This window comes from Brucella oryzae (assembly GCF_041929965.1).
GTDB lineage: Bacteria > Pseudomonadota > Alphaproteobacteria > Rhizobiales > Rhizobiaceae > Brucella > Brucella oryzae.
The window spans coordinates 123592-135585 of record NZ_JBHEEO010000005.1 but is presented as its reverse complement, the minus strand read 5'-3'; the positions used below and the strand labels follow the sequence as shown (position 1 = coordinate 135585).

The following is an 11994-nucleotide window of genomic DNA, read 5'->3' as shown; positions in this document are numbered from 1 at the left end:
CCACCTCCCTGAAGTTCTGGAAAAGAGGAGTTCGCCGATGCGCGAAACGATGCAGCTCGTCCCTATGGTCGTCGAACAGTCGAGTCGCGGCGAAAGGTCGTTCGATATCTATTCGCGGCTGCTGCGCGAAAGGATCATCTTTCTCAATGGCGAAGTGAACGACACCGTATCCGCGCTTATCTGCGCACAATTGCTGTTTCTGGAAGCGGAAAACTCCAAACAGCCGATCAATCTCTATATTAACTCGCCGGGCGGCGTTGTGACCAGCGGTCTCGCGATCTATGACACGATGCGCTATGTCCGTGCGCCGGTGCACACGCTTTGCATGGGAACGGCCCGTTCCATGGGCTCTTTCCTGCTGATGGCGGGTGAGCCCGGCCATCGCGCAGCTCTTCCCAATGCGAACCTGCTTGTCCACCAGCCTTCCGGCGGCTTTCAGGGGCAGGCATCGGACATTTTCATCCATGCCGAGGAAGCCCAGCGAACCAAGCGGCTGATGACGCGTCTTTATGCCGAACATTGCGGACGCACCTATGAAGAGGTGGAACGCGCCCTCGACCGCGATAACTTCATGACTGCCGAACAGGGACTCGAATGGGGATTGATCGACCGCATTCTGGAACGGCGGGAAGTCGCTGAAGCTTGAAGACGAGAAGATATTCTGTCTTCTGCCATCGTTGTATATGTTCGTCAGGAACAGTATCAACGAATGATGGTCGGAAATCACGTAACAATCCCTGACGAAGCGACAAAGGCTCTGACCGTTTTGCGGGAAAGTCTGGGGCAATCTTTGCAGGCCGTGTATCTGCACGGCTCTGCCGTAAATGGCGGCCTTCACCCCAATAGCGATGTCGATCTGCTCGCGGTCTGCGACCAGCCTCCCGCACTGGAAGCCGGCGCGCGTCTCGTTGACAAGCTCATGCAGATATCAGGTCGGCATCCGGCCAAACCCGGCACGCCCAGATGTCTGGAAGTGATGATTTTTCTAGAGCAGGATCTCGCCGCACTCAGCTATCCTGCGCGTTGTACATTCATCTATGGCGAATGGTTGCGCGACGAATTCGAGGCGGGAACCGTACCGCAACCGCACACTGATCCAGAATACACATTGGTGCTCGCGCAAGCCGGTCAGGAAGCCATAAGCCTCCTCGGCCCGGCGCGAGAACACCTTCTGCCACGGGTGCCGCTTGACGATGTGCGACGGGCGATTGCTGACGCCTTGCCCGGCCTGCTTGGCAATCTTCAGGGTGACGAGCGCAATGTGCTGCTGACGCTTGCGCGCATGTGGTACACACTCGAAACCGGGAAATTTACCCCGAAAGATGCAGCTGCCGAATGGGCACTGCCGCTTGTTTCGCCCGAAACCGCAGCAGCCCTTGCGCTCGCGCAGGCGGCCTATCGGGGCGCGGCTGTTGACGACTGGCAGAACCGCCCCAAGCTCGCCCGACAAGCGGCGGATGAGCTGGCGCATCATGTGCGGTCGCTTCTCTGAAAATCGTCAGGCTGCGGCTCCGTCCTGCTTTTGCTGCCGTTTGGGCACGGGAAGACTGTCCGGAATATCAGAATGCAGGAAATGCAAAAGCGTGTCCTGAACTGACGATAGCCGGTGCGCGCAATCACGCCAGCCGAACGGAATGTCCTTTGGCATGGGAGAAATCCGGCTTGGCTCCTGCCCCTCCTCAAGCTCGCAATTGGCAATGACCACCTGCAAGGCTTCCATCAGCCAGGGCGGCGGCGGCGCCTCTTTCTTTCGCAGTGCATTGCCCAGCGCTTCGCCGAACAGCAGCGCCGATGCGTAAAGACGGATGCCGCGCCGGTCATACCGGCCCGCCATTTCCGTAACCTCGCGCGCCACCAGCCGCCCGCGCAGTGACCAGCGCGCATTGCTGCGCGCCAGTGCAATACCGTCGCCCAGTGCGATCACCGCCCGGTGCGCCGATGTGAACTGGTTGATAGCGCTTTGCGCCCGCACCGGGTCCTGTTTTTCGAGCGCTGCAGCCGATTGCTTGAGCCCATTTGCAAGACGATCAAGCAAGCCGCGAACAGCTCTGTCGATCAGAAGTACCGGGCTTGGCGTCATCAATATCTGGCTGAACAGCAGGCCAACACCGGCACCGACGAGAACATCGATCAGCCGCGTCACGCCCGCAACCTGCGGCCCCATAGCAAGAACCAGAATCGCCGAAACGCCCGACTGGATGGCAATTGCCGGAGCCATTCCGAAAGAGGTCGCCAGAACCATCGCAATGAAGGTCACTATGCTTGTGTGGAAGACCGGGACCGTTTCGGGCAAGAGCAGAGAAAGCTCGCCGACCAGCACGCCCGTCGTGACGCCTACCATCACCCCTATTGCCTGCTTGCCATGGTTTGGCAGGTTCGGCGCAAGGCAGATCACGGCCGTGACCATGGCAAAGACAGGTTTCGGCTGCCCCAAAGCCAGCTGGCAGATCAGCCAGGCGACACCACCGGCGAAGGAAGCGATCAGGGAATCGCGCCAGCTCGCAGACCATTGCTGGACAACCTTGTTCGCGCGCTGCCGCATAGACTTCTCCATCTGCTTATCGGCAGCTATCTATGGCAGTACTCCTCCACCTCAAGGCTTGAAGAAGTTTTCGTACTGGTCCGGCTTGAAACCGACCGTCAGCTTTCCATCCTTGTCGAGAACCGGGCGCTTGACCATGGAAGGCTGCGCCAGCATCAGTGCCCGCGCCTTGGCGGCATCGACGTTCTGGCGTTCTTCCTCGGGAAGTTTGCGAAACGTCGTTCCGGCCCGGTTGAGCAATTGCTCCCACGGAATGTCCTTCAGGAAGCGGTCGAGCGTTTCGCCGTCGAGCCCTTCCTTCTTGTAATCGTGAAATGCGTAGTCGATGCCATGGTCTTCAAGCCAGGTGCGCGCCTTCTTCATCGTGTCGCAGTTCTTGATACCGTAGATGGTCACGCTCATATCCGACTCCTTCGATCATTTTGTTGCGATCAAAGGCTATCGAAACCCCGGTTTCAACCTCTATCTGGAATCGTGAAAGATTATGCCCAGCGTATGCCGCTTGCCCGACCTTATGCGGCTGACGCCGTGCCGCATCCTGACGCGATAATCGCCGCGTGTGCCTTGCATCGGGCGGTCATTGACCGCGAAAACCACACCGTCGCCTTGTCGGAGCGGCACGACTTCCGCCCGGCTTTGCATACGGGGACGCTGTTCGGTCAGCACGAACTCCCCGCCCGTAAAATCCCTCTCCGGTTCGGAAAGCAGAATCGCAACCTGCAACGGAAAAGCGATATCGCCGTAAATGTCCTGATGCAGGCAATTATAGTCACCCTCTACATATTGCAGGATGAGCGGTGTCGGGCGGGTCTGGCCCGCCGCGTGGCACCGGTCCAGAAATTCGTCATGGGTCGGTGGAAAACGGATATCCGATCCCAGTCTCTCGCTCCATCGATTGGCGATGGGCGCAAGCTGAAAATAAAGCTTCTGGCGCAGATTCCAAATTAAGGCAGGAATGGGATTTGCGTAATATTTGTATTCTCCGCGCCCAAAACCGTGTTTTCGCATCGAAATAACGGTTCGAAATGCGGCGAAATCACAATAGCCGACGGCTATTTCGCGGCAATCCTGTGGCGAAATTATGTTTTCGAGGATTGAGGCACCGAACTCGTCCAGTTCGGCGCCAATTTTTTGCCAGTCATAGGCAGGGATATTTGCCGCCTGAGAGGGTTCATTTTTGTTCATGCCTGGCTCTCCCGCTTCAGGAGATCGCGCTTGCGCTCGACGCCCCAGCGATAGCCAGAGATGTCGCCATCGTTGCGCACAACCCGGTGGCAAGGAACCGCGACGGCAACCTTGTTGGCCGCGCAGGCCTGCGCCACTGCGCGTACCGCTTTCGGCGCGCCAATGCGTTCGGCAATCTCAGTATAACTTACTGTTTTTCCAACAGGAATTTCACGCAATGCCTGCCAGACACGCTGCTGGAACGCTGTTCCCTGCAGATCAAGCGGCAGGTCGAGCCCGATGCGCGGCGCTTCGACAAACCCGACCACTTCCGCCACCATATCCTCGAACTCACGGTCCGCACCAATGAGATTGGCCTGCGGAAACCGCTTTTCCAGATCGCGGATCAGTTCTTCCGGGTCATCGCCCATCAAAATAGCACAGACGCCCTTGTCGCTTGCAGCCACCAGCACGGCACCGAGTGACGACTGGCCGATGGCGAAACGAATCTCCGCATTCTTGCCGCCCTGCTTGTAAGCCTTTGGAGTCATTCCCAAAATCTTATCCGAAGCCTCATAAAAGCGGCTGCTGGAATTGTAACCGGCATCATAGATCGCGTCGGTTACGCGGATTTCCGGGGCATCGAGCGCCGCCCTCATTTTCCTCGCACGATGCGCATCGGCATAGGCTTTCGGGGTCAGCCCTGTGAACTCTTTGAATACACGATGGAAATGGGCAGGGCTCGCCTTTACGGAAGCCGCTATTTCTTCAAGCGAAGGCACTTCTTCCGCCGTCTCGATGAAGCGGCAGGCGCTCGCGACCATATCAGCATAACGGGTGCTGTTCTGTGTCGCCAATGTCTCTGAGAGATGCGGCTTGCAGCGCATGCATGGCCGGAAACCGGCGCGTTCCGCATCCTCGCAACCCTCGAAGAATTGCACATTTTCGCGCTTTCCACGCCGCGAGGGGCATGATGGGCGACAATAAACGCCTGTGGTGCGCACCGCATAGACAAATGCACCGTCCGACGCCTTGTCGCGATCAAGCACCTTCTGCCAGCGATTTTCGTCAGGGTCGTGGGTCTTCATGGTCATAAGGTTCATGTCCGTATTCCTTCAATATGAGCATGAAGGAAGGCTAATGCCACCGCCTCGAAGCTACACTCCGCTGCTTGCTTTCAAATTCGAAACAGTGCCGTTGCACAGTCTGTTCACAAATAAGGATCATGCAAGCTTCCCGCTTTTATATCATGATGAGAAAGGTAAACAGGGAGAAGACCATGACGACAATCGGCTTCATCATCGATGGCAAGGAAACGGCATCCGCATCGGGTAAGACATTTGATCGAAAAGACCCGGTCACCGGAAAAGTCGCCACCACCGCGCCTGCGGCCAACCTCGCCGATGTCGATGCGGTCGCAAAATCTGCCGCAAAAGCCTTTGAAAGCTGGTCTGAAACCGGACCGAACGAACGTCGTTCGCTTCTGAACAAGGCAGCGGACCTGATGGAAAGCCGGGCCGACGAATTCACCCGTCTCATGCTCGAAGAAACCGGTGCAACCGCCCCATGGTCGGGCTTCAACGTCCATCTTGGGGCCGGTGTGCTGCGCGAAGCCGCAGCGCTCACCACACAGATTACCGGCGAGATCATCCCTTCGGACAAACCCGGCATCGTTTCCATGGCCGTGCGCCAGCCGGTTGGCGTGGTGCTTGGCATGGCGCCATGGAATGCGCCGATCATTCTCGGCGTGCGCGCTATTGCGGCAGCACTTGCCTGCGGTAACACGGTTATCCTGCGTTCGTCCGAATCCTGCCCCGGCGTTCATCACCTGATCGTCAAGACACTCAACGATGCTGGCTTCCCTGCCGGTGTGGTCAATGTCATTTCCAATGCGCCAGAAGATGCGCCGGAAATCGTTGCGGCTCTCGTTGCCCATCCATCCATCCGCCGTATCAATTTCACCGGCTCCACCCATGTCGGCAAGATCATCGCCAAGCAGGCGGCAGAACATCTGAAGCCGGTGCTGCTGGAACTGGGTGGCAAGGCACCTTTCATCGTGCTGGAAGATGCCGATCTGGATCAGGCTGTCGATGCCGCAGCTTTTGGCGCATTCATGAATCAGGGTCAGATCTGCATGTCGACGGAACGCTTCATCGTGCATGAGAAGGTGGCTGACGCCTTCGCGGAAAAGCTTGCCGCCAAGGCAATATCCCTGCCTGCCGGCGACCCGCGCGGCAATGTCGTCCTCGGTTCGCTGGTCGACCTCAAATCAGCCGAGCGCATGGACGCCCTCATCAAGGATGCGGTGGCGAAAGGCGGCAAGGTTCTGGCGGGCGGCAAGCGCGAAGGTTCCATCGTCGAGGCGACGATCATCGATCACGTGACGCCGGACATGGATATCTATACGCAGGAATCCTTCGGGCCGGTAAAACCCATTATCCGCGTCAAGGATGCCGACGAGGCGATCCGCGTGGCCAACGACACCGAATATGGCCTCTCATCGGCGATTTTCAGTCAGGATGTGAAGCGGGCATTGGCGCTTTCGAAAAAGCTTGAAACCGGCATCTGTCATATCAACGGCCCGACGGTTGCCGACGAAGCACAAATGCCTTTCGGCGGGGTGAAGTCTTCCGGCTATGGCCGCTTCGGTGGAAAGGCTGTCATCAACGAGTTTACCGACCTGCGCTGGGTCACCATCGAAGGCCCACAGCATTATCCGTTTTGAAACAGAAAGGGCGGTGTTTTACCCGCCCTTTCGTTAACCGTGCCAGTTCAAGACTTTCGCGCTTCCTTGATCGCCTCGATCAGTTCCGGCTCCTTCATGACGCCGCCATAAAGCTTGGTGCCGATGACGAAGGAAGGCGTGCCGCCGAAATTGAAGGCTTCGCCCTGATCCATATTGCGTTCAAGAATGGCATTGATGCGCTTTGAATCGGCTTTATAGGCTGCGTTGAGCTTTGCCGGATCGAGCCCACCCTTCTTCAGGGCCGCATCCACCTGTTCCGGCGTGAGACGACCCGGCGTTGCCATCAAGGCTTCCATGGCCTTCACATAGTTGCCGGATTTTTCCGCAGCCAGAACGAGACGCGCAGCATAAGCCGACGTGTCGCCGAAGATGATCCAGTCCTTCATGACAAGGCGAACATTGCCGTCATTCTTGACCACACGCATCAGCTCGCCATGCCCCTTCTTGCAATAAGGGCATTGGTAGTCGAAATATTCCACGATGGTCACATTACCGTTCGGGTTGCCCAGAACCGGAATTTCCTTGTCGTAAAGCACTTCCGCAACCGTCGGCACGCGCTGCGCAAGGCTTTCGCCGCCTGAAATCGCAATCGTTGCGGCTCCGGCTGCGGTTGCGGCCAGTATCTGACGACGGTTCATCATGAGCTAACTCCTTTACCCGACTGGGATTTATCCAACACGACGACACGCGCACCGGCGGTAGCGCGCTTGTAGAGATCGAGGATGTCCTGATTGTAGAGACGTATGCAGCCGGACGACGCAGCCTTGCCGACGGACCAGGGCTCGTTGGTGCCATGAATGCGGTAAAGCGTGTCCTTGCCATCCCGATAAAGATAGAGCGCGCGGGCACCGAGCGGATTGCGGATGCCGCCCTCAAGACCTTTCGCGTATTTTGCGTAATGCTCCGGATTGCGCTTGATCATATTGGCTGTCGGCGTCCAGCGCGGCCACTGCGATTTGTAGGCGACCTTTGCATCGCCTGAGAAAGTCAGACCGGCGCGACCAACCCCCACCGAATAGCGGATCGCCTTGCCGCCGGGCTGCACGAGGTAGAGATAGCGCGCATAGGGATCGACCACGATGGTCCCAACCGGTTCCGTCGTGGCATAATCAACTTCCCGGCGCAAATTGCGATCCGCAATCTTGCTGACATCAAGCGCCGGAATAAGATTGCCGCGATCATTGACCGCACCATACATGGCTTCATATTCACTCTTGGCCGTTTGCACTTCTGGCGCCAGTTCGCTGACTGGTTCGACAGCAACAGGCTCCGGTGTAAAGGCCACCGGCTGCGGCATGGTGACGGCAATCGGCCGATCCGCGGATGCAGTCGAGCATGCTGCGGCAGCAAAAGGCAGACAGGCAACCACGGCTACCCGCAACAGCGTTCTGCACGCATTTCGCTTTTCATTCACTACGGTCAAAACCCCAGCCCCCGGTCCATCTTAAAATCCTTACATCTTTATTTCTGGTCGGCGTTCACAAGGTCGACCGAACGTTCGATAGAGGCGGTTGTGACATCGCCCACCAATCTGGTTCCCTCCAGTTCCTTGCTGACGCGATTGAAGAAGATCATTGTCGGCGGACCCGCCACGCCAAGCTTTGCCATCAGATCGGCATTGCCGCTGGTGAGCTGCGAAATATCCGCCTTGACCAATTGATAGCCATCCAGCGCCTTCTTCACGCTCGCGTCGGGCAAAACCCGGCGCTCCACGGTGGAACAGCTTACGCACCAATCCGCCGTGAAATAGATAAGCGTCGGCTTGTCGCCGCGCACACTGCCAAGTTTCTCCTGAAGGGAAGAAACAGTCTCGACCGGCGCAAATTGCAGCGCGGCCAGATTCTGGTTGCCGCCACGGTTAGCGAATGCGGCCAGCGGTTGCAACGGGTCTTTTCCGCCTGAAGCCACGCCGAGCATCAAAATGACACCATAGACGAAAGCTGCCGTGCCGATTGTGCGCGCCACGACGCTGCGCCCCGGAATTCTGAGAAAGGCGAAACTTGCAGCCCCGAAAAGCAGAAGCGCCCACAGCACCATGTCCACACCAGGCGGCAGAAGCGGAGCGGCCATGAAGATTGCGGTCGCCAGAAAACCGAAGCCGAAAATCTGCTTCACCGTTTCCATCCATGCGCCTGCACGCGGAAGCGTGCCCGCGCCGAGTGTGGCAAAAGCAATAAGCGGCAATCCCTTGCCGATGCCGAGCGCAAAGAGCGCGGAAGCGCCCAGCGCGACATTGGCCGTCTGCGCGATATAGAGCAGCGCCCCTGCAAGCGGTGCCGTCACACAAGGGCCGACAATCAGCACCGACGAGAAACCGAGAATGGCAGCCGACCGCTTGGAACCTGTTCGCTGCTGGCCATGGGGGCCAGTGCGCGAAGAAATCGCGCTGACCCATGAATTTGGAAGCTGTATCTGGAACAGGCCGAACATGGAGAGCGCCAGAAGCGCGAATAGTCCGGCCAGCGCAAGCGCCGTCCATTTCGATTGCAGTACCATTTGCAGGTTCTGGCCCGACCAGCCTGCAATTGCGCCCACCAAGGCAAAACCCAGTGCCAGGCTGACGACATAGACAGTGGAAAGCACGAAGCCGCGCTTTGCCGTCAGCTTCTCACCTTCGCGGGCCAGCGTTCCGGCCAGGATGGGATAAATGGGGAAAACGCACGGCGTAAAAGCAAGCAGAACACCGAAAGCCAGAAATGCCGCGATCACCAGCGCGGTGCCGCCCTGATCGAGCAGTCCTTCGACCATGCCCTTTTCAGGCGCAAGGGTGAACGCCGTATTCTGCTCCACGGGTTGCACAGCAGCCGGAGCAAATGCCGATGCCTGGGTCAGTGCCTTGGCCTTCTGCCCCATTTCGCTCGATATGGCGAGGGTGACCGGATCGACGGTTCTGGTTTCCGGACGATAACAGATACCGTCTTCCTGACAGCCCTGATAAGTCAACTCCAGCGGCTGTGCATCTGCTTTCACGCTTGCAGTGGCATGGGTGTAATAAACTTCAAGCCGCCCGAAATTAGGATCGTCCTTGGGCGTGCCGGGCTGCGTATCGACGGCAAGTGCATTCCCCTGCCCGTCCTTTGCTTCTATATGATCGCGATAAAGATAGTAACCGTCAGCGATCTGCCAATCGAGTACGAGACGGCCATCCGTATCCTTCGTGACATTGAGGCGAAACGCCTGATCGACCGGCAGCGGGTTCGCTGCCGATGCCGGACCGAGCGCGAGAAACAAGCTGATGAATAAGCCGGCAAGGCTGGCAAAGAAACGCATTACAATTTTCCGCATAATTCGATTCGGGACAAATTGATCCATGTTGCAAAAGGCGAATGTCCCCGCCACCTTAAGGCAGCCTTAAGCTGGCGCGGTGAAAAGCCCGCGTGCTTCTAATTGTCAAAGAAGGCGGAAACAGGAACTCATGCGCATACTCGTGGTAGAAGACGACACGATCCTCCTCGACGGACTGACTGTAGGGTTGGGGCTTGCCGGTTTTACCGTGGATGCCGTTTCGAATTGCGGCGACGCGGAAGCCGCCCTTGCCGCACAGAAATATCATGCCGTGGTACTCGACCTGATGCTGCCGGACGGCTCCGGCCTCGACATCCTCAAGACGATGCGGCGCGGCCGCGACGAGACGCCGGTCCTCCTGCTGACCGCTCGCGATCAGGTGCCCGAGCGCATTGCAGGACTTGATGCGGGTGCCGATGATTATGTCGGCAAGCCCTTCGATCTGCACGAGCTTGCAGCCCGCGTGCGCGCGGTCGCCCGGCGCGGTGCGGGGCGCGCCAATGCCCTGCTTGAATGGCGCGGCGTCGAACTCGATCCGGCGGAAATGTCGGTCCGTTTCCATGGTGAACCCGTCAGGCTGACCCGGCGCGAATTCTCGATCCTGCGCGCCTTGATGGAACGGCCGACCGCCACCTTCTCCAAATCCTCGCTGGAAGAAGCGCTTTATGGCTGGCAGGAGGAAGTGGAGAGCAATGCGGTGGAAGTTCATATCCACCACCTGCGCTCGAAACTCGGTTCCGATTATATCGAAACGGTGCGCGGGGTCGGCTATCGTCTCGCGGGGGCAAGCACATGAATTCCATTCGCAGCCGCCTTACCGGTATCCTGATCGGCGTCACCTGTCTTGTCTGGCTTTTCGCAGTGGTGTGGATCCACATCAGCACCCAGTCACAGCTTGAAAAAGTGCTCGATGCGCGCCTGATGGAAGCCGCGCGCATGGTCAATTCGCTTTTGACCGAGCATCGCGTGGAGGTTGGGCCGGAAGGAGATGGCGGGCAGTTGTCGCTGAAGCCGATGCCGGATTTTCCGCTCTATGACCGGCAGCTGTTCTGCCAGATATGGGCGCTCGACGGCAAGCTGGTGGGCCGCTCCGAAAGTGCTCCCGGCGTGCGGCTCACCAACGTGGCGAACGGCTTTTCCAATACCGAAGTCGCTGGCGAACGGTGGCGAGTCTTCGCGGTCGAGAATACCCAGCTCGGCCTGCGTGTCATGGTCGGTGACAGTCTGAGTGTTCGTGAAAGGCTGGTGCAGAATGTCGTGACCGGCCTTGTCCTGCCAGCGCTGCTGATGCTGCCTGTTCTGGCGCTTATGATCTGGCTGTGCGTACGACGTGGCCTCGACCCGCTGAGCCGCCTTGCATCCGTGCTTTCCGAGCGTCAGGCGCAGGATTTGCGACCGCTTTCCGAACAGAACCTGCCCAAGGAGATTGCGCCCGCCGTCACCGCGCTGAACGGGCTTTTCCATCGCGTCGAAGAGGCGCGCGAGCGTGAGCGCAACTTTGCTATTTTCGCTGCACATGAACTGAAGACGCCGCTGGCCGGGTTGAAGACGCAGGCGCAGATTGCCGAAGGGGCAAAGGACGAAACAATGCGTGCCAATGCGGTGCGCCAGATTGCGGCGGGCGTCGACCGTACCAGCCGCCTCGTCAACCAGCTTCTCGATCTCGCCGCACTGGAAACCAGTGACGAGATCGAGACGCTCAGGCCCGAGCCCGCCTGCCAGATTCTGCTATCGATCTCCACTGACATGCGGATGCTTGCCGCACATCGCGGCGTTTCCATCGAATTGCCGGAAGCGATGCCGCTTGTGCAATTGCCCTCGCCTCACCTCTTCACGCTTGCTGTCCGCAACCTGATTGAAAATGCCATCAATCACTCGCCCAGGGATGGCATCGTTCGCTGCCGGATCGAAGCCTCAGCGGGCAAAGTCAAGCTCACCGTCGAAGATGATGGACCCGGCATTCCCGAAAGCGAAATGCCGCGTGTGACAGAGCGTTTCTTTCGGGGTGCGCATCGCAACGAGACCGGCAGCGGTCTGGGCCTTGCTATCGTCAGGATGGCCGTGGAACGGCTGGACGGGGAATTGCACCTCGCCAACCGCCAGCAAGGCGGCTTGCGGGCTGAATTCGTTGTTCCAGCCCCTGATAACCCGTCCCGGGACAGCCGGCCCCTGACAGGATGAGCAAGCCGAGGGCGGGACTGTTGGGGTCCCAATTTGTCACAGGTCTTTCCAGCGCTCTTTGATTTAGATCAATGAC

At 58.4% G+C, this 11994-nt stretch carries 12 protein-coding genes; 5 read left to right on the top strand and 7 right to left on the bottom strand.

Features of this window, described 5'->3' with window-relative positions:
* Positions 1-37: 37 nt before the first annotated feature.
* Both JNC70_RS06895 and ant(9)-Ic read left to right on the top strand, forming a co-directional pair.
* Positions 38-646 (top strand): ATP-dependent Clp protease proteolytic subunit, encoded by a 609-nt coding sequence (locus JNC70_RS06895; RefSeq protein ID WP_104756486.1) that lies wholly within the window; start codon positions 38-40, stop codon positions 644-646.
* A 63-nt stretch (positions 647-709) separates the two neighbouring features.
* On the top strand, positions 710-1492 hold the full coding sequence (gene ant(9)-Ic / locus JNC70_RS06890; protein WP_245414777.1) for an aminoglycoside nucleotidyltransferase ANT(9)-Ic: 783 nt from the start codon (positions 710-712) through the stop codon (positions 1490-1492).
* Positions 1493-1498: 6 nt separating this feature from the next.
* Here ant(9)-Ic and JNC70_RS06885 read toward each other — a convergent pair whose 3' ends face one another.
* Genes JNC70_RS06885 through ada form a run of 4 tightly spaced genes read right to left on the bottom strand, consistent with a single transcriptional unit; the run spans position 1499 to position 4809 of the window.
* Positions 1499-2542, bottom strand: coding sequence for an FUSC family protein (locus tag JNC70_RS06885; RefSeq protein ID WP_104756487.1), 1044 nt, complete (start codon positions 2540-2542; stop codon positions 1499-1501).
* 51 nt (positions 2543-2593) lie between these two features.
* Complete coding sequence (locus JNC70_RS06880; protein ID WP_104756488.1) at positions 2594-2944, bottom strand: ArsC family reductase; 351 nt, start codon at positions 2942-2944, stop codon at positions 2594-2596.
* A gap of 60 nt (positions 2945-3004) precedes the next feature.
* Positions 3005-3727 (bottom strand): 2OG-Fe(II) oxygenase, encoded by a 723-nt coding sequence (locus JNC70_RS06875; protein WP_104756489.1) that lies wholly within the window; start codon positions 3725-3727, stop codon positions 3005-3007.
* The gene (gene ada, locus JNC70_RS06870) at positions 3724-4809 is read right to left on the bottom strand and encodes a bifunctional DNA-binding transcriptional regulator/O6-methylguanine-DNA methyltransferase Ada (protein WP_104756490.1); all 1086 of its coding nucleotides are present in this window, start codon (positions 4807-4809) and stop codon (positions 3724-3726) included. The genes JNC70_RS06875 and ada overlap by 4 nt, the downstream gene beginning before the upstream one ends.
* A gap of 176 nt (positions 4810-4985) precedes the next feature.
* Here ada and JNC70_RS06865 point away from each other — a divergent pair, with 176 nt between their 5' ends.
* Complete coding sequence (locus JNC70_RS06865) at positions 4986-6431, top strand: aldehyde dehydrogenase (RefSeq protein ID WP_104756491.1); 1446 nt, start codon at positions 4986-4988, stop codon at positions 6429-6431.
* 47 nt (positions 6432-6478) lie between these two features.
* On the opposite strand, the gene JNC70_RS06860 is transcribed toward JNC70_RS06865, so the two are convergent.
* From JNC70_RS06860 to dsbD, 3 genes are all read right to left on the bottom strand, one after another.
* Positions 6479-7093: a DsbA family protein gene (locus tag JNC70_RS06860; RefSeq protein WP_071633616.1), complete on the bottom strand. Its 615-nt coding sequence runs from the start codon at positions 7091-7093 to the stop codon at positions 6479-6481.
* Entirely contained in the window at positions 7090-7836 is a 747-nt protein-coding gene (locus JNC70_RS06855; protein ID WP_245414779.1) for a L,D-transpeptidase, read from the bottom strand. Before JNC70_RS06855 ends, JNC70_RS06860 begins: the two co-directional genes overlap by 4 nt.
* Before the next feature lie 77 nt (positions 7837-7913).
* Complete coding sequence (gene dsbD / locus JNC70_RS06850; protein WP_104756493.1) at positions 7914-9722, bottom strand: protein-disulfide reductase DsbD; 1809 nt, start codon at positions 9720-9722, stop codon at positions 7914-7916.
* A 145-nt stretch (positions 9723-9867) separates the two neighbouring features.
* Between dsbD and JNC70_RS06845 the strand changes: the two genes are divergently transcribed.
* Positions 9868-10533, top strand: coding sequence for a response regulator (locus JNC70_RS06845; RefSeq protein ID WP_104756494.1), 666 nt, complete (start codon positions 9868-9870; stop codon positions 10531-10533).
* Positions 10530-11918 (top strand): ATP-binding protein, encoded by a 1389-nt coding sequence (locus JNC70_RS06840; protein WP_104756495.1) that lies wholly within the window; start codon positions 10530-10532, stop codon positions 11916-11918. Before JNC70_RS06845 ends, JNC70_RS06840 begins: the two co-directional genes overlap by 4 nt.
* Positions 11919-11994: the final 76 nt, after the last annotated feature.